Raw genomic sequence first — 22,755 nt, 5'->3', positions numbered from 1 at the left:
GGTTAACAATAACATAATATTAACGTCATCATAAACATATACAGGCAGCGTACCTTAGTATTGGACATAAAAATCACTGTTATGAAATTCATCGTCAATTTATTCAACAGCTTACGTGAATGGATGATCTTAAAAAGTATGAGATCTTCTTTTATACACTAAGTTTATTTTCACGAAATTTTTTCTATTACAATTATAATATACAATTTTGGGCATTGCGTAGCTCAATTTAATGGACTCTACTATTCAGGATACACCAATTAATAAACAACTTTTCGGCGAAGATTTTACGTGGGGGGTATCAACCGCGGCTGTACAAATTGAAGGCGCACATAATGCTGATGGCAAAGGCGAATCTATCTGGGACGTTTTTACAGCTAAAAAAGGTAAAATATTAAACGGGCACCATCACCGCATAGCTACCGACTTTTATAATCGTTATCAAGATGATATCGATCTGATCAAACAGCTTAACATTCCAAATTTCAGGTTCTCTATTTCATGGGCGCGTATTTTGCCTAACGGAACAGGTGCTGTTAACCAGGCTGGGATTGACTACTATAACCGTATAATTGATTATTGCCTGCAACAAGATATACAGCCCTGGCTAACTTTATATCATTGGGACCTGCCACACGCGCTCGAACTGCAAGGCGGCTGGACAAACCGGGCCGTGGTTGACTGGTTTACTGAATATGTAAAGATATGCGCCCATGCTTTTGGTGATAGGGTAAAGCACTGGATGGTAATGAACGAACCGGCGGTGTTTACAGGAGCGGGTTATTTCTTCGGAATACATGCGCCGGGTAAAACGGGCATTAAAAATTTCATGCCCGCTATTCATCATGCTGTTTTAAGTATTACGGCAGGGGCTAAAGTATTACGCGGCGCTTTGCCTGATGCGGAAATTGGCACTACCTTTTCTTGTTCATATATCGAACCCTATTCTGATAATCCTAAAGATGTTGCCGCGGCTGTACGTGTTGATGCTTTGCTTAACCGTTTATTTATTGAACCCATATTAGGTTTAGGTTACCCTGCCGAGCTTGCTGTATTAAAAGGCATGGAGAAATATATTTTGCCGGGCGATGAGGATAATTTAAAGTTTGATTTTGATTTTATCGGCATACAAAACTATACGCGCGAAATTGTAAAGTACTCTTTTTTTACGCCTTACATTCATGCCAGTCTGGTTAAAGCCGAAAAAAGAAAAGTACCTGTAACAGCCATGGGGTGGGAGGTTTACCCGGCCTCTATCTACCATATTTTAAAGAAGTATGATAAATACCCGCAGATAAAAAAAATATATCTTACTGAAAGTGGTGCCGCTTTCCCGGATGAGGTTATAAATAGCGAAGTTGATGACCCCAAGCGTGTTGAATACTTACAAAAGTACCTGCAACAGGTTTTAAAAGCTAAAAACGAGGGCTGTAAAGTAAGCGGTTATTTTATATGGACCCTTACCGATAATTTTGAATGGGCCGAAGGTTATAACCCGCGTTTCGGGATTATTTATGTTGATTTTGAAACGCAGCAGCGCATCATTAAAGCATCAGGACTGTGGTATGCTAACTTGCTGAGGTGATTTAGCAGGTACATCAGGATCGTGAAGCGGAAAGCTTATAAAAAATGTAGTTCCGGTTTTACTATCGCTGTCAAACCATATTTTGCCACCCGATTTTTCCATTATCTGCCAGCAAATTGACAGGCCCAGGCCAAAAGATTTTTCGCCTGCTGTACCCGGCCGTTGCGCTGTAGTAAACATATTGAAAACCTGGTCCTTTAATTTATCAGGTATGCCAATGCCATTATCTTTTACAGCTATAATAACCTCGTCATTCTGTGTAACAACCTTTACAAAAATTGATGCGCCGGTAGGGCTGAATTTTATAGCGTTACTGATAAGATTACTTATTACACGCCATATTTTTTCACGACAAATGTAAAGGTCCTGTGGTTTGCTTAGCGGTTCAAAGAATATTTTCTGGCCTTTTTCTGAAGCTTTAAATCGTAACAGTTCTACACTATTGCTCACAAGCGAGTTGATATCTATTTGCTCCAGGTTTAACTCTATCAAAGAGATATTTGTTGCTTCTAATATTTCTTCTATTAATTCTAACGAATTGTAGGAGGTTTCTTTAACCAGGTTTATTAATTCTTTCTGGTCATCAGTATATTCATCATCAGCCATTAAATTAGTTAATGATGCAATACCACCAATAGGGTTGCGCAAGTCATGAGCAACGGTACGTAATATCCTGTCTTTCTCCTGGCTGCTTATTTTAAGTTCATTTAAGGCGTTTTCTAAAATACTGTTTTGCTCATTTATTTGCTTGTTTAAAAGGTTAACAGTTTGTACATCTTTTTTAGACCTTATCCAGTTACGATAAATCAGCAATATAATAACCAGGGCCATTACAGCAAAAACTATTATTACGTATAATGATATTAGTTGTACCTTATTATTGCTGCTTAGTTTCTCAATTTGTTGCTGCTTTTCATAACTATCCAGCTGCTTATTTATATCGCTTTCTCTTAATAAATTAAGCTTTTTAATGTTCGAGTCTTTGAGTGTATTGTACGTTTGGAGATAACGTATTGCTTTTGGCAGGTTTTTTTTTCGAAGATAATACTTGCTCATTAAACGGTTCCAGTCTGTTTGAGCCTCCGCGTTTTTAACCTTATCCAATTGGGGCCGCATGGTATTTAATAAATCAATAAGAGCCTTATCCTTGTGGTGATCAAAATAAAGCTGGGCCAGTTTTACTTCTGTTAATTGGGCGTCGTTGTTGTCATATCCCTTTTGCAGATTAGTTTCAATACTCTTTTTTAATAGTTCAATGGCTTCTGTATACTTACCCTGTAAAACCAATACTTCGGCTTTGTTTCCACATATAACCCCTTTGGCCATATCAATCATTTTAAGCCGGTCTTTAAACTGAGAGCCATATTGATCCAGAAAATTTAAAGCCTTATTAAAATATACAACCGCACTATCCGGCTCATTATTGTGTTTGTAGCTTAATGCAATGTTATCCAGCAGTTCCTGTATATTATAAAAGGTTACAAACTCATTAGTAGTAGCGGAATGATAGCTATAACTTTTCTTAAAATAGTCTGTAGCAAATTTATAGTTACCCATCTTATAGGTTATCATACCCATACGATACATATATTCTGCAAGTGCTTTCCTGTTTAAATTATTTTTTCCAACAATATAGCCCCGGAAAAAATGCTTATAGGCCGCATTGTACTGCTGCATAGAGAAGTAGGCATCACCAATAGCAAAATTTGCTTCAGTATAAAGCGCCACGTATTGTTTTTTGGTTATGCTTTGGTTAGCCATGTTAAGCATGCTATCAGCATAAAGCAAAGCTTTTTTATTATCACCCTTTGTTTTGTGATTATAAACGTAATGAAACCCATACATTCTGAATTTATCTTCGATAGTGGGTTTACTGATTCGGTTTAGAGCTGAATCAAGAACGTGGAGCCCTTTATTAACCCTGTTGGTTGCAAATAAGGTATCTACTTTATTTAGTATAGATTTAAAACCGTCTGAATAACCTACAGAATCTGTTTTTTTTTGTTTGCAAGAATTTATTGCCAGTAATAAAACGCATAACCACAGCTTGTGAAAAGTGATTTTATAAGTAAAATATTTTTTCTGACTGATCAATGTATATTAACTATAGAGGACACAAATATAAGATTATCAGGCGTATATTTGGCTGTAAATGAATAGTCTTGTTGCCATTTTATTATTTAAATGCTTCTTCTCCGGTTATATCTAATCCTGTAATTAATAAGTGAATATCATGCGTGCCCTCATAAGTAACTACTGATTCAAGGTTCATCATATGCCGCATTATTGGATATTCGCCAGTTATTCCCATACCGCCAAGTATTTGCCGTGCTTCGCGGGCTACGTGCATAGCTGTTTCTACACTGTTACGTTTTGCCATTGATATTTGCGCAGGTGTAGCTTTGTTTTCATTCTTTAATGTGGCAAGCCGCCAAATCAGCAATTGTCCTTTTGTTATTTCAGTTATCATTTCGGCCAGTTTTTTTTGTTGCAACTGGAAAGCAGCAATTGGTTTGCCAAATTGTTTGCGTTCTTTGGCATACCGCAGAGCCGTATCATAACAATCCATAGCCGCGCCTAATGCGCCCCACGCTATACCATATCGGGCCTGGTTAAGGCACCCAAGCGGGCCTTTCAACCCGGATACATTCGGCAATAAATTCTTTTTAGGGATCTTAACATTATCAAACACCAGTTCGCCGGTAGCTGATGCACGTAATGACCATTTATTATGTGTTTCGGGCGTTGAAAAGCCTTCCATTCCACGCTCAACAATCAATCCATGTATTTTACCATGCTCGTTTTTTGCCCAAACAATAGCTATATCAGCAAATGGGGCGTTTGATATCCACATTTTTGCCCCGTTTAAAATATAATGGTCGCCGGCATCTTTAAAGTTGGTAGTCATGCCGCCGGGGTCAGACCCATGGTCAGGCTCAGTCAGGCCAAAGCAGCCAATTAATTCGCCGGACGCTAATTTGGGCAGGTATTTCATGCGTTGTTCTTCCGATCCGTAAGCATAAATAGGATACATAACTAATGAACCTTGTACAGATGCAGTTGATCTGATTCCTGAATCGCCCCGCTCAATTTCCTGCATTATTATGCCATAAGCCATATAATCTAAACCAAGCCCGCCATATTGCGCCGGAATAGTAGGCCCAAAGGCGCCAATTGCTGCCAGGCCTTTCAATAATTGTTTTGGAAACTCTGACCGCTGGGCATAGTCCTCAATTATGGGGCTTACTTCTTTTTTTACCCAATCGCGCACACTTTTGCGTATCAGTTTATGTTCATCTGTAAGCAGTTCATCTAATTGATAATAGTCTGGCGATTCAAAAAGATCAGTTTTTGGCATAAGGCATTTAATTAGTATTAAACAAATATAGCTGAATAGAAAATAGTGAGTAGTGAATGATGAATAAAAAAGTAAGCTAACTGCTCACTATTCACCACTCACTAAATCAACTAAAACAATTACTTTTGAAAATGATTGTAGCCTTGCACGGAGCGGAGTTTTTTGCCTATCATGGTTTTTACCCCGAAGAACAAAAAATAGGGAGTTATTTTATTGTTGATGTGGAGGTTGGCTTTACGCCAACCGGCAATATTAAAGAAGACAATTTAAGTAATACCGTAAATTACGAAAAGCTTTATGATATTGCCTGCGAAGAAATGAAGCTCCCCAAAAAAATAATTGAAACGGTGGCGCAGGCAATTATCAATGAGATAAAAAAACAATATGCCTTTGCAGATACTATACAGGTTGTTATTAAAAAGCTCAATCCGTTGGTTGGTGCCAAAACCAAATATTCAAGCGTTACAATTAATTACAGTAAATAATTATTTAGGATAATCTCATCATACCGGTAATTTTCTTTGGCCGGTTTGTTTTTGGTGAATTTTACCGCCACGCTGCTCATCCCGGTGATTCTTTCCGGTTGGAGTTTTATAAGTTAATGACATATAAATCAATTTATAATACATAAATCTATAATTTTGCAGGGCAGACGCATTAAAAAATCCACCATCCCAACCCTCTTTACCGCTTGCGGAAGAGAGGGTGATCGAGCGACTTAGCGATGATCGGGTGAGTACTAATAAAGCGACATTACCGCCAATGCACGGTGGCGATTACTCACCCCGACTACGCTACGCTGGTCGGCCCTCTCTTCGCTGCGCGGAAAGAGGGCAAAGAAATTTTAATACGTCTGCCCTGATAATTTTAGATTTTTTTAAATTTTATGACTTACAATAAAATAACCGAAGATATATTAATTGCAATTAAATTAATTGTAGGTGACGATGCGGTTATAATAACGCCTAATGACATGGAAAAATACAGCCATGACGAAACGGAAGATCTGCACTTTTATCCCGAGGTTGTTGCTAAACCCAAATCGCCGCAGGAAGTTGCAGCGCTGCTAAAACTTTGTAATGAGCATTTAATACCTGTAACACCAAGAGGTGCGGGTACAGGGCTAAGCGGTGGTGCCTTGCCTATAATGGGCGGCTTACTTATAGCCATGGAGCGATTTAACAAAATACTGAATATAGATGAGCAAAACCTGCAGGCCACTGTTGAACCGGGTGTAATAACAGAAGAATTTATGAACCAGGTTGCCGCTAAAGGTTTGCTTTACCCTATTGACCCGGCAAGCAAGGGCAGTTGTTTTATAGGTGGGAATGTATCGCACGGCTCTGGCGGGCCCAGGGTGGTAAAGTATGGTACCATACGCGAGTACATATTAAACCTGGAAATAGTTTTGCCATCGGGAGAGATAATCTGGACGGGTGCTAACACTTTAAAATATTCATCAGGATATAATTTAACCCAGTTGATTATCGGGTCGGAAGGCACATTAGGTATTGTTACCAAAATTGTGGTTAAACTTATTCCCGCGCCAACTACTGATGCCTTGATGCTGGCATCATTCAAATCGAATGAAGCGGCATGCGCCGCGGTACCGGCTATTTTCAGGGCCGGTATAGTACCATCGGCATTAGAGTTCATGGAGCGGAGAGGGGTAGAGTGGGTAATAGAGCATGACGGGATAATTTTTGATCTGAAAGATGATGTAGCCGCATTTTTGCTGATAGAAGTTGATGGTACCAATCCGGATGTAATATTTGGTGATTGTGAAAAGATCAATACTGTTTTAGAAGAATTTGGTTGTACAGATGTACTTTTTGGCGAATCGGCAGCACAAAAGGAAGAGTTATGGCGCATAAGGCGCACTATGGCCGTATCAGTAAAATCAAACTCCGTATACAAAGAAGAAGACACCGTAGTGCCCCGCGCGGCGTTACCGCAATTGATAAAAGGTATAAAAGATACGGGAGCTAAATATGGTTTTGAATCTGTATGCTATGGCCATGCAGGCGATGGCAACCTGCATGTAAATATTATTAAAGCCAACATGAGTGATGAAGACTGGAATACCAAACTGAAAGATGGCATACGCGAAATATTTGAGCTAACGGTATCTTTAGAGGGCACTTTATCCGGCGAACATGGTATTGGGCTGGTACAAAAAGATTTTATGCCAATAAAGTATTCGCCTATACACTTTGAGCTATGGCGTGGTATTAAAAAGGTTTTCGATAAAAATTACATATTAAATCCGGGGAAAATATTTGACCAAAAAAAGTAAAAACAGTGGATTGGACTTGTATATTTTGTAGGAGATCATTAAACATGAAGACGGAAAATATGGGTGACCAGCAGTATGGGAACGGGTTCAATATTTTGCTTCCCGCCGCCTTTCTTAATTATAAAACCAGTGATAATTAAGCAGTAATGTTTTTACTTTTTTTAAACAACATTTTTATATAGTATTTCTGAAGGAAATTTTTCGTCTGCTTCGATCAGTTTGGAGTGGGCGCTGCAAATATGCATTATTGCGGCGCTGGAGTCATTACTAAAACCACTTTTAGAGTAGGCACAAAACAGGCAAAAAGACTCTGTTGCACAAAACTTATTCCATAAGTGCTCCAGTTGTAGGGTAGCGCTACTGTTTCCGCGTTCCCACAATAATGCTACCATTTCGCCAAACGCACGTACCTGCCTTCCGTTTTTATTAGCTCTCTTCATAATAGGGCCTACCGTTTCCATGAAATATTTTTCATCGGGGTATCCATCTACCATAAACTTTGAAAGCGTTTCAACAGCATTTAATGGTATGTAGTCATCAGTAGCCATTAGTCTATTCAGGTCAAAGCCATATTTCACAAGCCGCGTGTTCAGTATATTCAAATGATTTGGAGTTGCAATAACAATTGCACAATTGTCCGCATTAAATCCCTCGATGACGTAATTAGTAAGTGTATTTAACAAAATGGAGTCGTCATCGTAAATTTGAACTATATGATTATCAGTTGCAATATCATTCCAGAAAATCTTGGTTTCACTACGGTACCACTCCCCAGTACTACTATTATCCATTTATTATCAGAAGTTAACTTGCATAAAACGCAAATCATCCGTAATTGTTTGTAATTATGTAAAATTTTATTCCTTTATATTAAACCAATTTGCACTGCCTCAATTATGAAAAAAATTAGTCTGATTATTTTTGTTATAGTTTGTTTGCTTGAGTTTAATGCTAATGCACAATTTAAAGGATACAACTGGGAAATTATAGCTACAAACGGCAACTTTATAGTAAGGGAAGAAGGGGATTTTGTAAATATTAAAGGGCTGTTTTACCTATTGGGCGGTCGGGGAATAAAAAATATTTCTGTATTTGATCCAAAAACATCCACCTGGACAAATGGTGCAAAACCGCCGATCGAACTAAATCATTTCCAAGCCATTGCATATAAAGATGAAATTTATATCTGCGGTGCCATGACGGGTGGTTTCCCGCACGAAAAGCCGGTTGCCAATATTTATATATATAATCCCGCATCAGACAGTTGGCGCGTAGGTGCAGAAATACCTAAAGACAGGCAAAGAGGATCGGGTGGGGTAGTTGTTTATAAAGATAAATTTTACCTGGTTAACGGGATATTGGACGGGCATTGGACGGGTAATGTTGCATGGTTTGATGAGTATAACCCGCAAACTAACCAATGGACCAAACTTAATGATGCCCCCAGGGCCAGGGATCATTTTAAAGCTGCCGTTGTTGGTCATAAATTATATTGTATTGCCGGTGTACAATCAAACGCAATGGAAAAGAAATTGTTAAATAATACTATTGCAGAGGTGGATGTTTATGATTTTAACACCGGTAAGTGGAGCACAGCAAATGCTAAGCTGCCCACGTTACGAGCGGGCAATGCCTTAGTAGTTATAAAAAATGAGATACTGATAATAGCAGGAGAAAGCACTGTCCAGAAAATATCGCATAACGAAGCGGAGGCCTACAATGTTAAAACCGACGAATTTAGAACATTACCACCGCTTATTGCGGGCAGGCATGCTACAGGAGCTATTTATTACGACAAGAAAATATATACCGCGGCAGGGGTAGGCAATAGCGGAGGGTCACCATTGTTAAATTCGATAGAGTGTTTTAGTCTCCGTCGTTAAAATTGCTTACGCTCATAAGTTGGTAATTGAATTGATAGCCAATAACTTTCAATTAATTCTATAGTGTATTTCATCTATTTATGATACTTTTAACATCCAAACCAAATTATGTTTACCGGGGATACCGATGTTTAAATACTTTAAAGGAATAGCTATTCGTAAAAATATTTACGCTGTTATCTTTATCAGTCTGATAATCTTGTTTTTTAGCAGTAAAGGATATACACAAAGTTTAGGCGATCCTATTGTTAATATAACTTTTGGCTCGGGCATAAATAAATATGCCGGCCCTTTACCAGCAGATTCGGGCTCAACTTCTTATACCTACAGCGCCGGTACACCTAACGATAATTATTATACCATTGTAAATACTTCAAGTAATACAAATGGGGGCTGGTGGATCACAACCGATCATACCGGAAACCAGGGTGGTTATTTTATGCTGGTGAACGGTAGTTATACACCCGGCATTTTTTATACCCGTACAGTTATAGGTTTATGCGGTAACACCAAATACCAGTTTGCAGCCTGGATGAAAAACCTGTTAAAAAACAACGGAATTTTACCTAATGTAACGTTTTCTATTGAAACTGCAGGCGGAGCTGTACTTGGCACGGGCAATACCAATGATATTCCGACTGGCGACGCATGGATACAATATCCTTTTACATTTACCACGCCGCCAGGTACCGACGCCATAGTTTTAAAAATGGTTAATAACGCTCCGGGAGGTATAGGCAATGATATTGCTATTGATGATATAACCTTTAGGCCGTATGGTGCCCAGGTGGCGGTAGTATTTGATCAATCTGTTACCTCACAAACGCTATGCTCGGGCACACCGCAAACGGTACATATTAATACAACCACAACATTGGCTGCTAACTATAATCAAAAACGTCAGATGCTGGTTAATGGTGTTTGGACAGACCAGGGACCGGCGGGTACTAATTCGTCCTTTAGTTTTTTATCACCAGCTATTGCCGGTACTTATTCTTACCGGATAGTTTCGGGGCAAGCGGATAATATTAATGTTTCCAATTGTGTAGTGTCATCAAACCAGCTCATATTAACGGTATTACCTTCGCCCGCGGCGGCACTATTAGCGCCCGATAATACCTGCTTTGGCGATTCAACGGCTTTTAAGGATAAGTCTACAGCAAACGTAAAAACATGGCTATGGAATTTTGGCGACGGTCAAACATCTGCCATACAAAATCCGTCGCACCTGTATGCAGCGCCGGGTACTTATATCGTACAATTAACGGTTACAAATAGTAATGGCTGTGCAGTGGCATCAACCCCTAAAAGTATACATATAGGGCAACCACCTGTTGCATCATTTAATTATTCAACACCCGATTGTGTTACTAAAGCCGTTACATTTAACGATGTATCAACCAGCGCGGAGGGCACAATAACCGCCAGCGCATGGAGCTATGGTGATGGCTTGACCGAAATCAAAACCGATAACCAGGCTTTTCGGCATATCTATGCTGCTACCGGTACTTATACAGTAAAATTGCTCATTACTAATGATAAGGGCTGTACATCAACCTTAATCAAAACCATTAAAATAAGCCCTCTACCCGTGGTGAAATTTGGTACGCCCGCGGTATGCCTGGCCGATTCATACGCTAAGTTTACAGACAGCACAACCATAGCCGATAATACCGCTGCCGGGTTTACTTATTTATGGGATTTTGGCGATGCAAACGCTACGGCTGCAAATCCTAATACATCAAACCTTAAGGACCCAACACATAAATATATACAGGCAAAACTATACCATGTTACACTCACTGTAACTTCGGTTAATGGGTGCCAGGTTACAACAGTTAAAGATTTTATGGTAAACGGCTCTACGCCAACCGCTATTTTTAATGTATTAAATGCCGCGGCGCTATGCAGTAGCCGGCCGGTGTATTTTACCAACGAGTCTGTGGTTGACTTTGGCAATATCACCAAAGTAATATGGTACTATGATAGCAGCGATATAACCATTCAAGAAACAGATAACAGCCCATATTCAGGAAAGCTTTATCAGCATACTTATCCCGAATTTCATACCCCACTGGCTACCCGGAATTACCAGGTACGTATGCTGGCTTATTCGGGTGGTACCTGTGTGTCAGAAATGGATAAAACCATAACCCTGCTGGCTACACCTGCTGTTTCTTTTAACACGCCCACTGCTGTTTGCTTAAATGCAGGTAAAATTCAGTTAAACGCGCAAGAGAACAGCGGCATTGCAGGATCGGGCGTGTACTCAGGTACGGGAGTAAGCAGTACCGGGTTGTTTGATCCTGCAGGTGCAGGCGTGGGCACATTTAATATAAAGTACATTTTTACAGCTAACAGCACCTGTGCTGATACCATAAGCAATACCATTATGGTTAAGCCGATACCAACTGTAAACGCGGGTACAGCAATTGCCATATTAGCAGGAGGCAGCGGCACCTTACATGCCACAGCAACCGGCGATGGTATTACCTACGCGTGGTTGCCAATTACCGGCTTAAGTAATGCTGCTATTCCTGACCCGGTGGTTAGCCCGGGGCAGGATATTACTTATACCATTACCGTAACTAATAGTGAAGGGTGTTCTGCAAGCGATAAGGTTACTGTTTCGGTATTAAAAAGCCCGGTTATACCTAATGCTTTTACGCCGAATGGCGATGGTATTAATGATGTTTGGGATATTAAACACCTTGATACTTATTTGGATTGTACGGTTGAGGTATTTAATCGTTACGGGCAAAAAGTTTATACATCAGTAGGTTATCCAATGGCATGGGATGGAAGGTTTAATAACAAGGACCTGCCCACGGGGGTTTATTATTACTTTATTGATCCAAAACATGGCCGTAAAATCATATCGGGCTATGTCACCATCATCAGGTAGAAGGCTGTTTAGCAAAATGTATCAGTCAGTTTTTCAGGGATTTAAATCCATCGCTTTTAAAGCAGCAGGCAGTAATGGTATTAATTTTGATAGTACAGTTATAAGTTGTTCAATATTGCATCATGGAGAATCTTAACAATCAATCTAACCGGTTAGATCAGCAAGACAAAGGCCGGCGGGACTTTTTAACTAAAACCAGCTTGCTTGCAGCAGGAGGCATAGCTTTAACCGGTATCAGCTCATGTGGATTGCAGAAGGGGGGAGACGATGATGTGACCACTAACGAGGACCTGATGCGCGAGCATGGTGTACTGAAAAGAATACTACTTATTTATGATGAGGCATCGTCACGGCTTATAAAAGGCAAGGACCTCAACCTGGAACTGGTTGGGCAATCGGCCAATCTTATTAAAAGTTTTGTAGAAGATTACCATGAGAAGCTGGAAGAAGATCACTTATTTCCACGTTTTGAAAAAGCCGGGCAGCTAACCGACCTCACCAAAATATTAAGAGTGCAACACAAAAAAGGCAGGCTATTAACCCTGCGTATTATTGAAAACGCAAAAAAGCCCAACCCTACACCTGATGAACGAAAGTTGATGGCGCAGGATATGCAGGCGTTTGTACGAATGTATAACCCCCATGAAGCCCGGGAAGATACCGTATTGTTCCCTGCCTTACATAAGCTCATCTCTAAACATGAGTACGATTCGCTGGGCGAAGATTTTGAGAAAAAGGAAAAGGAACAATTTGGTGGCGACGGCTTTGATATGGCCGTTGATAAAGTAACCCAAATTGAAAAAGGAATGAATATTTATGACCTTAACCTTTTTACCCCCAATATATAATTGTCAGGCAAATGAAGCGTTATCCGGCGACGAAAGCATACTATCAATATAATTGCCTATAGCCAATAAAGTACGGGCATCTAAATAATCTTCATGACGCTGCATCCACTCATTGCCTAATTTGTATAGCATGGCAACTTTTCCGTTCACCTGTACCCGCCACACGCGCCAGGTTTTAAAATAGTCGGCAGTTATTTGTATTATTTGAGTAGTACCGTCGGCTAACTTCATTTTAAATTTCATGTTGTGATGATTTTAAATAATTGAATAGTCCGTTTTCTTCAAATGGGCAGTGGGTTTTAGCGATTAAACATAATGCAAATAATACGCTATTCACCCGGTGGATATTGTGATTGTAAATGTTAAAATTGGTTAAGAAAAGTGACGGGTAGGTCATTTTTGATGGAGATTTGGATTGGAAAGCCTTACAGTACCCCGGGCAATTAAAACAACTCACCCAATAATATCCTGATCGGTAAATATACCTCGCCCTGAAAAATGTGAATAGTTAATAAGGCATCAGGGCAAACGCATTAAAAGAACTCAAAGCATATCGCATGTATAAGGAGGCTCCAATAGGGGCCAAAATAGGATTTGTCTTGTCTCCTTCTATAAACAGGGAGCTCCTCCGGAGCCAATATTTGCTGAAAACAAAGCGGACATTTGACTCCGGAGGAGTCCCCTCTTTATAGAAAATAAGCTATAAAGTTAGAAAAAGCTCCGTGGGAGCTTCCTAATGGTATGTGTTATTATTTTAATGCGTTTGCGCTGAATAAGATATATTATCCCACAATATTTGAAAGGATTTTTAGTTTCTTTGCAAAACAGTATTGAACTATGAAATTCCTTCCGAAACTACTTAGCATAACAGCCTTATCAGGCGTTGGGATAATATGCTTTTCTTTTAGTAAAAAGCCACAGGACCAGCCACATCGTTATGATCATGTAATTGTAGTTATTGAAGAAAATCATGGCTATAATGCACTTATTGGCTCGCCTAATGCGCCTTATATTAATCAACTTGCCAATGACGGCGCATTATTTACAGATTCGCATGGAGTAACGCACCCAAGTCAGCCAAATTATCTGGCCCTGTTTTCTGGCAGCGTACAAAATACCATAGGCGATGAGTGCCTGGTAACCATAACCCCGTATACATCACCAAATTTAGGTGCTGCTTTAATAGGTAGCGGTTTAACATTTAGCGGATATGCAGAAACTATGCCCTCGGCAGGATATTTGCCCTGTAATTATAAAATAAGCGATCTGACGCACCAATATTTATACGCACGTAAGCATGTGCCATGGGCAAACTGGTTGGGTAATAAAGTAAATGGCATATCGCCCGCGTTAAGTTTACCAATGGATGAGTTCCCTAAAAATTTTGATAAGTTGCCTACCGTTGCCTTTGTTATCCCAAACATGGATAATGATATGCATAATATAGGCGAATCTGGTGATGCAGCGGCCATACAAAGAGGGGATAAGTGGCTAAAGGATAATTTGGGTGATTACGTTAATTGGGCCAAAAAGCATAATAGCCTGTTAATAGTAACTTTTGATGAAGACGATTTTAAACCCGTTAATTATATCCCGACAATTTTTGCCGGTGCGAACATAAATAAGGGTAGATACAGCGAAAAGATCAACCATTATAATTTACTGCACACTATAGAAGCCATGTATAATTTACCGGTTAGCGACACCACAAAAGCTACGGTGATTACAGATGTGTGGAAAAAATAAACAGACTTACACCTTCACTGTTTTCCATTTCCCTTTTTTGAAATAGTACCATGCCGCTAAAGCAAGCATAGTTTCGGCAATGGGGATTGAAATAAAAGCTCCTGTAGCTTTCATACCCAGTGTTTTTGATAGAAAATAGGCTAAAGGTATCTGGATGAGCCAGAAACATACAAAATTTATCCAGGTGGGGGTTTTAGTATCGCCCGCGCCATTTAGCGCTTGTGTCATTACCATGCCAATGCCGTAAAAAATATAGGCAGATCCGAATATCTGCAAAGCCTGGATGCCAAATCTAACAACTGCTTCATCTTGGGTGAATATGCGGATAATAGGGTTTGAAAAAAACAGGAATATCACCATCACTATCCCCATAAAAACAGCGTTATACTTCGCGGTCATAATAACACTTTTTTCGGCTCTTTGGATTTCTTTGGCCCCAAGATTTTGACCCACCAGCGTAGCGGCCGCGTTGCTTAATCCCCACGCGGGCAGGATAAAGAAAACCACATTGCGTATAGCTACCTGGTAACCTGCCGATGCTGCCGTTCCACCTGTTTCGGCTACCAGCCGGGCTACAACTATCCAGCTGCCGCTTGCAATTACAAACTGCAAGGTAGCGGGCCAGGCAATGGTGATGATAGTTTTAATTATTGGCGCGTCAAGACTAAAATGTTTGGCTGTGAATTTTACAATACCATGCCCTTTTATTAAATGATAACATTGATAAAGCACACCCGAGCTTCTGCCTGTAACCGTAGCTATTGCCGCGCCTTTTAACCCAAAAAAATGAATTAAAATGGGGCACAGTATTATATTGGTTAAGCTGGCAATCCACAAGCTCTTCATGGCCATGGCCGCGTTGCCTGCCCCCCTAAAAATGCCGTTGATCAGAAAGATCAATATTATTACCAGACTGCCGCCAAACATTATGCGGGTAAATATAGCGCCCTCTGCAACAACGGCTTTACTTGCACCCATTAACGATAAAATATCGCCGGCATACACCATCCCGGCAACGGTTAAAAAGCCGCTGATAATAAAAGCTATAATTAATGATTGCGCGCCCGCATGTGCGGCACCTTCGGTATTTTTTTCGCCAATTCGGCGGGCCACAATGGCCGTGGCCGCTGTACTTAAACCTATGGCAATAGAATATACAATGGTTATAACAGATTCTGTAAGCCCAACGCTTGCAATGGCATTCTGGCCCAGCTTACTTACAAAAAATATATCCACCAAAGCAAAAACACTTTCCAGGCTTAGCTCTAATATCATAGGGATAGCCAGCAGGAACACCGCTTTGCGAATGCTGCCTTGCGTATAATCCTGTTCCTCGCCATTAAGCGATTGCCGTATGATAGAAAATATATTTTTGACGGTCATTAGTTGGGGTGAAAAAGGTATCGCCTAATTATCAGATCAAGACCTCACAAGAATAACCATTTGCGTTTAATACTTCAATTATTTTTTCGGGGACAATAGCCTCGGCTTCAATACGCAATATTTTGTCGCAGTCTTCCATATCAAAGTTTACCCGGCTATCCGGGAAATGATTTAACAATTGCTGAATTAATAACTCAGACAGCTTAATCTCCTCCACATTTGTTTTAAAAACTTCAACCACCATATTATTAATCGCCTAATGCTTTAGCTATATTTTTTAACTGATAGATATGTCTTTGAGCATGGAAAATATAGAACCATATAAACTCTGATCTTGTAAATTCACCAAATCCCGGCACTTCAAATGCCAGGCAGGTTAAGGATAGATCTAACGTTTTAGCCGCTTCAATTAATCTGGAAAAGGTATCATCAATCTTACTCAATATCTCTTGCTTATTTTGAGGCGCGTTTGATGGTAAAATAAAATCCGGAGATTTCATTTTGATATCCATATTCAGAAAGAGCTTAGCGGTTTCGGCTACTTTCTCGTCGCGGTTTCGCGCTGTTGGTTTGGTATTTCCGTAAAGCACACCAACCCCCACAGCTTTCAGAATATGATCTGATACTTGCCCGGGCGTCCAACTATCCTTAAAAGGAATAGTATTAAACTGGTCATCGCTAATTGAAGAGATGGCCAGTTCAAGCTCAGCCTTTGTGTCTTGTAATTCTGTTAAAACATCATTCATGCTAACTGCGGCTTATTTTTGGCTATCGTCATAATTCACCATCCATTGTACGCCATATTTATCAACCAGCATACCGAACCATGCACCCCAGAACATTTTCTCTAACGGCATCATTACCTGGCCGCCAACTGCAAGCCCATTAAAAAGACTGTTAGCCTCATCCATACTTTCAGGATCGATAGCGATGGAAAAATTATCGCCAAACTTTAAATTTTGTCCCATTGATTCCAACGCATCGGTACCCATTAATATATTGCCACCAATTGGCAGCGCTACATGCATAATTTTCTCTTTATCCTCTGCCGACATGCTATCGCCATGCGGCGTATCTTTAAAGCGCTGCAATGTTAAAAACTCACCGCCAAATACCGATTTGTAAAAGTTAAAAGCTTCCTCGGTCTTACCCAGAAAGTTTAAATAAGGATTGATCTTAGCCATTGTTTGTTGTTTTAAGTGAGCGTGATTGTTTTTACTAAGATACCTGCTTATAATGGTATTAAAAATGGTGTTAGCGGTCAATTATCGGGGGCATTTAAGACAAAAATTCTATATATTAGCCTTGCCATTTAAAACTTACGAATATGATACAATTAGGTCTTTTGCTCACCAATAGGTACCGGTTATTAAGCGTAGCCGCTATATTGGATGTATTTGAAAGCGTTAACCGGTTTTATGTTGCAGATAATAAAGAACCCGCTTTTAATATCAATCTTTTTTGTGCAGCTGATATAATAAAAGATAAAGCGATTGAATTTAACGGATATAAAATACAACCGGTTAATACGGCTCCAAAACAGGACCTGATATTTATTCCAGCGTTTAGGTCGGAGGATATTGTACAGGCAATTCGCGAAAATTATAATTATATACCCTGGTTGCAGCAGCAGTTTCAGGCAGGGGCCGAGTTGGCTTGTGTATGTACCGGCGCCTTTTTACTGGGCGCTACAGGGTTGCTTAACGGCAAAACAGCTACCACGCACGTTGATGCCTGTAAAGAATTTGCCAGCGCGTTCCCAACGGTAAAATTACAATCTGATAAAGTAGTGACCGGCGATGGTGGATTGTATACCAGCGGAGGTTCAACTTCAAGCTTTCATTTAATGCTGCACCTGCTGCAAAAATATTGCGGTAAAGATATAACCATACGTATAGCCAAATTATTTTCTATTGATATGGATAGGGACCAGCAAACTTATTTCAGCACATTCTCGCCATTACAAAGCCATAATGATGAGTTGGTAACTATGGCACAGCAAAATATAGCAGCAGCTTATCAAAATACCGGCACTATTGAAGAACTGATAAAAGAAATACCCGGGAGCCGGAGAAATATTGCCCGTAGATTTAAACTGGTAACCGGTATTACGCCTATTGAATATCTGCAAAAAACGCGTATTGAGGCGGCCAAAAAACTACTGATACAAACTAACCAGCAAATGACCGAGGTTATGATTAACTCCGGTTATAGCGACCCAAAAGCTTTCCGGAAAATATTTAAGAAAACAGTAGGGATGACGCCAACAGGGTATAGGGAAAAGTTTTATATGGGATAGGTAGCTGTCTGAACTATGATTTTGGGGATTAAAAGATTGCCTTGTTAGGAGTTATACAGGTAATCCTCAAATCTCGTAAATCATGGTTCAGCCAATAAATGCTGTAATAATTACTCTCCCCAGGCCGTAATCATCAAACTCCTTTGCCCACCATAGTTGCGGTGCTCACATAAATAAATACCTTGCCACATGCCTAAAGCTAATTTTCCGCTACGTATTGGGATGGTTACAGCGCTTCCTAATAAAGCGGCCTTTAAATGTGCGGGCATATCATCAGGGCCCTCATCGTCATGGATATAATCAGGATCATTTTCTGGTACGGTTTTATTAAAATACATTTCAAAATCTTTCCGCACGGTAGGATCGGCATTTTCATTAATGGTTAGCGAAGCCGAGGTATGCTGAATGAACACCTGGCAAATACCTGTTTTTAAATCAATGATCTGCGGTAGTGCTTGTATAACTTCTGCGGTAATCAAATGGAAGCCGCGCCTGTGGTGGCTAAGCTGTAATTGTTGCTGGTATATTTTCATGATGCTTTATTGATTTACCTGCAATAACAATGCAGATACTAAAATGTAATATAAAATAGTAATTTAGTAAAAACCTTTATTATGAATACTTTACTGTTTTTTGAATTTAACGGGGTCGAATTGATCTTTATAGCTTTTGCCCTGGCCTATCCGTTACTAAGTATAATTTGCTTAATTGATATTGTACGTTCAGATTTCAAAGATTCTGTTACTAAACTAATATGGGCGCTTATTGTATTATTTGCCCCTTTTATTGGCTCAATAGTTTACCTCATCATTGGGCGTAAGAGCAAAATATCTGTTCCTTAGTTGGGCAGCCATCACTTACAAATTAAATGTACTGTAACTATATATATTAAGCAAGGTCTAACATAAGTTAACATTGTATTTTATATTATGCGCTATTTCCTTTGCTTTTTATTACCCCCGCTTGCTATATTCACTACGGGCAGGATAGGGGGCTTTTATCCTAAGTATTTTCCTGACGCTGTTTTTTTGGATCCCCGGCGTTATACATGCCATATTAGTAACCAATGATTATTATGCCGTTAAAAGACATAGGCAGCTGGTGCGTGTAATGAAACGTAACAGGTAATACAGTTAGCAACATAATTATTACAATCGATTTCATTGTCTTTAAAATCTATCTTTTTACTGTATAAACAGGCAGTTTTTACCTTATTGCCGGTGAAAAACCAACTACTACATCGATTGAGAAAGCTCTTTTCGACAAAAATTATTTGGTTAATTGTAAAATAACCAATTAATTTATAGATAATTATAAACCTCTTAATGAAATTAGCCAAGTTTAAAGTTAACCAAGCTGTAAAGCTGGGTGTTGTTGACGTGGATAACGCTGTTATAAAAGTTATCCAATCGCCCGGCAACACTATTGACCCTATGATAGCCGTAATAGAGGGACTATCTAACGGAACATCTCCCGAATATACAGGTGAGACATTTGCTATAAATGATGTTCACCTTTTATCGCCCATATCCCAACCCAATAAAAATATTATTTGTGTAGGTAAAAACTATCATGCACACGCCAAAGAATTTGCCGGCAGCGGGTTCGACTCTAACAAAACAGATGTTATCCCTGATCTTCCTATCATTTTCACCAAGGCCCCAAGCTCACTTAACGGGCCCTATGATGATGTTGTAGTTCCGTGGACGTTATCAGAAAAAATTGATTATGAGTCTGAGCTGGGCGTTATTATTGGTAAGGGCGGTCGTACCATCAGCAAAGAAAACGCCTACGACCATGTTTTTGGTTATACTGTTATTAATGATGTTACCGCACGTGATACCCAATCGGCCCATAAACAATGGTTCCTGGGTAAATCTATTGATACCTTTTGCCCTATGGGTCCATGGATCGTATCGGCAGATGAGGTTGACCCAACCAATATGGAGATAACCGGCATAATAAATGGCGAAGAGCGTCAAAGAGCCAATACCAGCGACCTGATATTTGATATACCAACCATTATTGCCGCTATATCGGCAAGTATGACCTTGTCGCCGGGCGATATTATAGCAACCGGTACACCCGCAGGAGTAGGGATAGGTTTTAACCCGCCCAAATTCCTGAAAAAAGGCGATGTAATGAAAATAGCTATATCAGGAATAGGATATATTGAAAATACAATCACATAAAAATTAACCATAACAATTAAAAACATGTTTCTAACTATTAAAGGCAAAACAATTGCAGTAGATGTAACCGGCGAAGGCGAAGCTATTATCCTGGTTCACGGTTTAGGCGGCACATCAAATTTTTGGGCGCCTGCCACAATTGAATTTGGTAAACAATATAAACTGATAGCTCCCGATCTGCCAAGCGCAGGACGATCAGACAATGCCGAGGGAATTTCTATTCCTGAACTGGCTGAGTATATGTTTGCTGTTTTAGATGAATTAGGTATTGATAAAGCTAAAGTTATTGGTCACTCTATGGGTACCATAGTTTGTCAGCACATGGCTGCATCACAACCCGGCAGAGTTACGGACCTTGTATTGCTGGGCCCGTTAGCCGAAGCACCTGAGCCTGCGCGCCCTGCTTTAAAAGACCGTGCCGCGTTGGTACGTGAAAAAGGTATGACCCCGGTTGCTGACGCCATATCAGTAGGTGGCTTATCAGAAGAAACCAAGACTACCAGAGGGGTAGTGGTAGGTTATGTACGCGAATCATTAATGCGTCAAAATGCCGAAGGTTATGCACAAAGCTGTATCGCTTTATCAGAAAGCGTTAAAGCCGATCCTGAAAAAATTACCTGTAAAACATTACTGATAACCGGTGATGAAGATAAAACCGCTCCGCCTGCAAATGTTGAGAAGTTGCATGCAGCCATAAGCGGCTCACAATACGAGTTGTTAAGCGGTTGCGGCCACTGGACAATAAGCGAAAAGCCAAACGAGGTTTTAGCATTGATTAAAAAATTCTATACTGCTTAGTAGTATAGAATTTTTTGTTTACAGCCCATGTTATGGCTGCCTGTCGTTCTTTATTTCTTTCTTAATATTTCCTACGTATACAACACAGTAAACCAATTATAGTGTAACCCAAATACACGCAACAAACCAATTAAAATGTATAATTATGAAAGGGAATTCAATTTTATTTAAAAACGTAAACGTTATTGATTGCGATAACGAGCGTACCTTTAACGGCGATGTGCTGGTTGAAGGTAACCGTATTAAAAAAGTTGCCGAAGGTGGCGGCATTTTAGGTGATGGTGATACCAGAGTAATAGAAGGCAACGGCCGCACGCTGATGTCTACCCTATGCGATGCGCACACCCACTTAAGCTGGAACAGCGGCGATTTAGACTTTGTACAAAATATGCCGGTAGAAGAGCATATGCTGGTATGCGTCGAATCGGCTAAGATGTATATTGATGCCGGTTATACCATGTGTGTTGGCGCTGCATCGGCAAAAAACAGGCTGGATATTGTTATTCGCGATGCTATAAATGCCGGGCGTTTTCCCGGTCCCCGTTACCTGGCTAATGCTATGGAACTTGCTACCTCAAATGGCTTATTACTGCCAAAAGCATCAAACGTAGTTGATGGCGTTGACCAGGTACGAAAAGTTGCCCGTGAAATTATTGGCAGCGGCGTTGACATGATCAAACTAATATTAAGCGGCGAAGAAATTACCACCCGCGTTTGGGCACAACAAACATTTTTTGATGATGATGAAGTAGCTGTGGTTGTTAAAGAAGCACACAGGTGCGGTGTAAGGGTATCTGCCCACGCGCGTAGCGCCGAAAGTATAAAAATGTGCCTGCGTAATGGCGTTGATGTTATTTATCATGCAAGCTATATTGACGACGAAGGTATGGATATGCTGGAAGCTAAAAAAGATACTGTATTTGTAGCACCTGGCCTAAACTGGATAACCGCGACTTTAGAAGATGCCGGTCAGTTTGGCTACTCGAGCGAGCTTGCAGAAAAGGTAGGTTACAAAAGAGAGTTAGAAAATGCCGTAAGGGGCCTTACCGAAATGCACAAGAGAGGTATAAAAATACTTCCGGGCGGCGATTATGGTTTCCTATGGACACCGCACGGCACTTATGCAAAAGACCTGCAAATATTTGTTGAGCGTTTAGGCTGGAGTACTATGGACACCATTCGTGCGGCCACCGTATGGGGCGGCGAAATAATGAATATGCCAAACGACCTGGGTAAAGTTAAAGAAGGCTACCTGGCCGATCTGTTACTGGTTGATGGGGATCCGCTTAAAGACATCAAAATATTGCAGGACAAAAAGAGACTGCATGGCATCATGAAAGATGGCAAGTTCCATAAGGACCCTATGACGGTAGGCACCCCGTATGAAGAATTGGTAGAAGCATAACATCACAATTAATTATAGCAGGCCGGTTGAAGCGATTCTGCCGGCTTTTTTGTGTGT

The 22,755-nt window shown here is 40.2% G+C and carries 22 protein-coding genes; 13 read left to right on the top strand and 9 right to left on the bottom strand.

The features are described from left to right. Positions 1 to 232: 232 nt before the first annotated feature. Positions 233 to 1,585 carry a GH1 family beta-glucosidase gene (locus JWR23_RS12870; protein ID WP_299516556.1) on the top strand — a complete coding sequence of 451 codons (1,353 nt, stop codon included), beginning with the start codon at positions 233 to 235 and terminating at the stop codon, positions 1,583 to 1,585. Here JWR23_RS12870 and JWR23_RS12865 read toward each other — a convergent pair. Together JWR23_RS12865 and JWR23_RS12860 are read right to left on the bottom strand one after the other, a co-directional pair. Then, positions 1,553 to 3,346: an ATP-binding protein gene (locus tag JWR23_RS12865; RefSeq protein ID WP_299516555.1), complete on the bottom strand. Its 1,794-nt coding sequence runs from the start codon at positions 3,344 to 3,346 to the stop codon at positions 1,553 to 1,555. The genes JWR23_RS12870 and JWR23_RS12865 overlap by 33 nt on opposite strands. A 415-nt stretch (positions 3,347 to 3,761) precedes the next feature. Beyond that, positions 3,762 to 4,943, bottom strand: coding sequence for an acyl-CoA dehydrogenase family protein (locus JWR23_RS12860; protein ID WP_299516554.1), 1,182 nt, complete (start codon positions 4,941 to 4,943; stop codon positions 3,762 to 3,764). Between the two features lie 131 nt (positions 4,944 to 5,074). On the opposite strand from JWR23_RS12860, the gene folB reads away from it, so the two are divergent. Together folB and JWR23_RS12850 are read left to right on the top strand one after the other, a co-directional pair. Next, a complete protein-coding gene (folB, locus tag JWR23_RS12855) occupies positions 5,075 to 5,428 on the top strand; it encodes a dihydroneopterin aldolase (RefSeq protein ID WP_299516553.1) in 354 nt (117 codons plus the stop codon). A 401-nt stretch (positions 5,429 to 5,829) separates the two neighbouring features. Beyond that, complete coding sequence (locus JWR23_RS12850) at positions 5,830 to 7,239, top strand: FAD-linked oxidase C-terminal domain-containing protein (protein WP_299516552.1); 1,410 nt, start codon at positions 5,830 to 5,832, stop codon at positions 7,237 to 7,239. Positions 7,240 to 7,400: 161 nt separating this feature from the next. Here JWR23_RS12850 and JWR23_RS12845 read toward each other — a convergent pair whose 3' ends face one another. Next, entirely contained in the window at positions 7,401 to 8,030 is a 630-nt protein-coding gene (locus JWR23_RS12845) for an MEDS domain-containing protein (RefSeq protein ID WP_299516551.1), read from the bottom strand. A 105-nt stretch (positions 8,031 to 8,135) separates the two neighbouring features. On the opposite strand from JWR23_RS12845, the gene JWR23_RS12840 reads away from it, so the two are divergent. The 3 genes from JWR23_RS12840 to JWR23_RS12830 all read left to right on the top strand — a co-directional run bounded on the left by JWR23_RS12840 (position 8,136) and on the right by JWR23_RS12830 (position 12,875). After that, positions 8,136 to 9,122 carry a hypothetical protein gene (locus JWR23_RS12840; RefSeq protein WP_299516550.1) on the top strand — a complete coding sequence of 329 codons (987 nt, stop codon included), beginning with the start codon at positions 8,136 to 8,138 and terminating at the stop codon, positions 9,120 to 9,122. Between the two features lie 127 nt (positions 9,123 to 9,249). Continuing rightward, on the top strand, positions 9,250 to 12,027 hold the full coding sequence (locus JWR23_RS12835; protein ID WP_299516549.1) for a PKD domain-containing protein: 2,778 nt from the start codon (positions 9,250 to 9,252) through the stop codon (positions 12,025 to 12,027). 122 nt (positions 12,028 to 12,149) lie between these two features. Beyond that, positions 12,150 to 12,875: a hemerythrin domain-containing protein gene (locus JWR23_RS12830; protein WP_299516548.1), complete on the top strand. Its 726-nt coding sequence runs from the start codon at positions 12,150 to 12,152 to the stop codon at positions 12,873 to 12,875. Between the two features lie 3 nt (positions 12,876 to 12,878). Here the strand turns inward: JWR23_RS12830 and JWR23_RS12825 are convergent, their stop codons facing one another. Further along, positions 12,879 to 13,118, bottom strand: coding sequence for a hypothetical protein (locus JWR23_RS12825; RefSeq protein ID WP_299516547.1), 240 nt, complete (start codon positions 13,116 to 13,118; stop codon positions 12,879 to 12,881). A 594-nt stretch (positions 13,119 to 13,712) separates the two neighbouring features. On the opposite strand from JWR23_RS12825, the gene JWR23_RS12820 reads away from it, so the two are divergent. Further along, positions 13,713 to 14,621 carry an alkaline phosphatase family protein gene (locus tag JWR23_RS12820; protein ID WP_299516546.1) on the top strand — a complete coding sequence of 303 codons (909 nt, stop codon included), beginning with the start codon at positions 13,713 to 13,715 and terminating at the stop codon, positions 14,619 to 14,621. Positions 14,622 to 14,627: 6 nt separating this feature from the next. On the opposite strand, the gene JWR23_RS12815 is transcribed toward JWR23_RS12820, so the two are convergent. The 4 genes from JWR23_RS12815 to JWR23_RS12800 are packed head-to-tail and all read right to left on the bottom strand — an operon-like array spanning position 14,628 to position 17,188. Next, the gene (locus JWR23_RS12815; protein WP_299516545.1) at positions 14,628 to 16,004 is read right to left on the bottom strand and encodes an MATE family efflux transporter; all 1,377 of its coding nucleotides are present in this window, start codon (positions 16,002 to 16,004) and stop codon (positions 14,628 to 14,630) included. A 31-nt stretch (positions 16,005 to 16,035) separates the two neighbouring features. Continuing rightward, a complete protein-coding gene (locus JWR23_RS12810; RefSeq protein WP_299516544.1) occupies positions 16,036 to 16,248 on the bottom strand; it encodes a hypothetical protein in 213 nt (70 codons plus the stop codon). Positions 16,249 to 16,252: 4 nt separating this feature from the next. Further along, positions 16,253 to 16,750, bottom strand: coding sequence for a DinB family protein (locus JWR23_RS12805; protein WP_299516543.1), 498 nt, complete (start codon positions 16,748 to 16,750; stop codon positions 16,253 to 16,255). A 12-nt stretch (positions 16,751 to 16,762) separates the two neighbouring features. Beyond that, complete coding sequence (locus JWR23_RS12800) at positions 16,763 to 17,188, bottom strand: VOC family protein (protein ID WP_299516542.1); 426 nt, start codon at positions 17,186 to 17,188, stop codon at positions 16,763 to 16,765. A 143-nt stretch (positions 17,189 to 17,331) separates the two neighbouring features. Between JWR23_RS12800 and JWR23_RS12795 the strand changes: the two genes are divergently transcribed. Beyond that, positions 17,332 to 18,303: a GlxA family transcriptional regulator gene (locus JWR23_RS12795; RefSeq protein WP_299516541.1), complete on the top strand. Its 972-nt coding sequence runs from the start codon at positions 17,332 to 17,334 to the stop codon at positions 18,301 to 18,303. Between the two features lie 110 nt (positions 18,304 to 18,413). On the opposite strand, the gene JWR23_RS12790 is transcribed toward JWR23_RS12795, so the two are convergent. Further along, on the bottom strand, positions 18,414 to 18,836 hold the full coding sequence (locus JWR23_RS12790; protein ID WP_299516540.1) for a secondary thiamine-phosphate synthase enzyme YjbQ: 423 nt from the start codon (positions 18,834 to 18,836) through the stop codon (positions 18,414 to 18,416). A gap of 81 nt (positions 18,837 to 18,917) precedes the next feature. Between JWR23_RS12790 and JWR23_RS12785 the strand changes: the two genes are divergently transcribed. The 5 genes from JWR23_RS12785 (at position 18,918) to JWR23_RS12770 (ending at position 22,698) form a co-directional block, all read left to right on the top strand. Next, positions 18,918 to 19,145: a PLD nuclease N-terminal domain-containing protein gene (locus JWR23_RS12785; RefSeq protein WP_299516538.1), complete on the top strand. Its 228-nt coding sequence runs from the start codon at positions 18,918 to 18,920 to the stop codon at positions 19,143 to 19,145. A 157-nt stretch (positions 19,146 to 19,302) separates the two neighbouring features. Further along, complete coding sequence (locus JWR23_RS17775; RefSeq protein ID WP_367277555.1) at positions 19,303 to 19,431, top strand: YqaE/Pmp3 family membrane protein; 129 nt, start codon at positions 19,303 to 19,305, stop codon at positions 19,429 to 19,431. Positions 19,432 to 19,628: 197 nt separating this feature from the next. Continuing rightward, positions 19,629 to 20,495 (top strand): fumarylacetoacetate hydrolase family protein, encoded by an 867-nt coding sequence (locus JWR23_RS12780; protein WP_299516536.1) that lies wholly within the window; start codon positions 19,629 to 19,631, stop codon positions 20,493 to 20,495. Positions 20,496 to 20,519: 24 nt separating this feature from the next. Further along, entirely contained in the window at positions 20,520 to 21,293 is a 774-nt protein-coding gene (locus JWR23_RS12775) for an alpha/beta hydrolase (RefSeq protein ID WP_299516534.1), read from the top strand. 145 nt (positions 21,294 to 21,438) lie between these two features. After that, entirely contained in the window at positions 21,439 to 22,698 is a 1,260-nt protein-coding gene (locus JWR23_RS12770; protein ID WP_299516532.1) for an amidohydrolase family protein, read from the top strand. Positions 22,699 to 22,755 lie beyond the last annotated feature (57 nt).

Origin of the sequence: Mucilaginibacter sp. (genome assembly GCF_028288205.1) — a bacterium.
In the GTDB taxonomy this organism is placed as follows: domain Bacteria; phylum Bacteroidota; class Bacteroidia; order Sphingobacteriales; family Sphingobacteriaceae; genus Mucilaginibacter.
Note: the sequence above shows the minus strand (reverse complement) of the source record. Positions and strands in the feature narration are given on the sequence as shown.

What these genes read in the sequence shown, in the direction of transcription:
- JWR23_RS12850 (WP_299516552.1), top strand. Translation starts at nt 5,830, where the DNA reads ATGACTTACAATAAAATAACCGAAGATATATTAATTGCAATTAAATTA.
- JWR23_RS12800 (WP_299516542.1), bottom strand. Translation starts at nt 17,188, where the DNA reads ATGGCTAAGATCAATCCTTATTTAAACTTTCTGGGTAAGACCGAGGAA.
- JWR23_RS12820 (WP_299516546.1), top strand. Translation starts at nt 13,713, where the DNA reads ATGAAATTCCTTCCGAAACTACTTAGCATAACAGCCTTATCAGGCGTT.
- JWR23_RS12845 (WP_299516551.1), bottom strand. Translation starts at nt 8,030, where the DNA reads ATGGATAATAGTAGTACTGGGGAGTGGTACCGTAGTGAAACCAAGATT.
- JWR23_RS12835 (WP_299516549.1), top strand. Translation starts at nt 9,250, where the DNA reads ATGTTTAAATACTTTAAAGGAATAGCTATTCGTAAAAATATTTACGCT.
- JWR23_RS12790 (WP_299516540.1), bottom strand. Translation starts at nt 18,836, where the DNA reads ATGAAAATATACCAGCAACAATTACAGCTTAGCCACCACAGGCGCGGC.
- JWR23_RS12805 (WP_299516543.1), bottom strand. Translation starts at nt 16,750, where the DNA reads ATGAATGATGTTTTAACAGAATTACAAGACACAAAGGCTGAGCTTGAA.
- JWR23_RS12810 (WP_299516544.1), bottom strand. Translation starts at nt 16,248, where the DNA reads ATGGTGGTTGAAGTTTTTAAAACAAATGTGGAGGAGATTAAGCTGTCT.
- JWR23_RS12840 (WP_299516550.1), top strand. Translation starts at nt 8,136, where the DNA reads ATGAAAAAAATTAGTCTGATTATTTTTGTTATAGTTTGTTTGCTTGAG.
- JWR23_RS12830 (WP_299516548.1), top strand. Translation starts at nt 12,150, where the DNA reads ATGGAGAATCTTAACAATCAATCTAACCGGTTAGATCAGCAAGACAAA.
- JWR23_RS12815 (WP_299516545.1), bottom strand. Translation starts at nt 16,004, where the DNA reads ATGACCGTCAAAAATATATTTTCTATCATACGGCAATCGCTTAATGGC.
- JWR23_RS12780 (WP_299516536.1), top strand. Translation starts at nt 19,629, where the DNA reads ATGAAATTAGCCAAGTTTAAAGTTAACCAAGCTGTAAAGCTGGGTGTT.
- JWR23_RS12870 (WP_299516556.1), top strand. Translation starts at nt 233, where the DNA reads ATGGACTCTACTATTCAGGATACACCAATTAATAAACAACTTTTCGGC.
- JWR23_RS12785 (WP_299516538.1), top strand. Translation starts at nt 18,918, where the DNA reads ATGAATACTTTACTGTTTTTTGAATTTAACGGGGTCGAATTGATCTTT.
- JWR23_RS12770 (WP_299516532.1), top strand. Translation starts at nt 21,439, where the DNA reads ATGAAAGGGAATTCAATTTTATTTAAAAACGTAAACGTTATTGATTGC.
- JWR23_RS12795 (WP_299516541.1), top strand. Translation starts at nt 17,332, where the DNA reads ATGATACAATTAGGTCTTTTGCTCACCAATAGGTACCGGTTATTAAGC.
- JWR23_RS12825 (WP_299516547.1), bottom strand. Translation starts at nt 13,118, where the DNA reads ATGAAATTTAAAATGAAGTTAGCCGACGGTACTACTCAAATAATACAA.
- JWR23_RS12775 (WP_299516534.1), top strand. Translation starts at nt 20,520, where the DNA reads ATGTTTCTAACTATTAAAGGCAAAACAATTGCAGTAGATGTAACCGGC.
- JWR23_RS12865 (WP_299516555.1), bottom strand. Translation starts at nt 3,346, where the DNA reads ATGGCTAACCAAAGCATAACCAAAAAACAATACGTGGCGCTTTATACT.
- JWR23_RS12860 (WP_299516554.1), bottom strand. Translation starts at nt 4,943, where the DNA reads ATGCCAAAAACTGATCTTTTTGAATCGCCAGACTATTATCAATTAGAT.
- folB (WP_299516553.1), top strand. Translation starts at nt 5,075, where the DNA reads ATGATTGTAGCCTTGCACGGAGCGGAGTTTTTTGCCTATCATGGTTTT.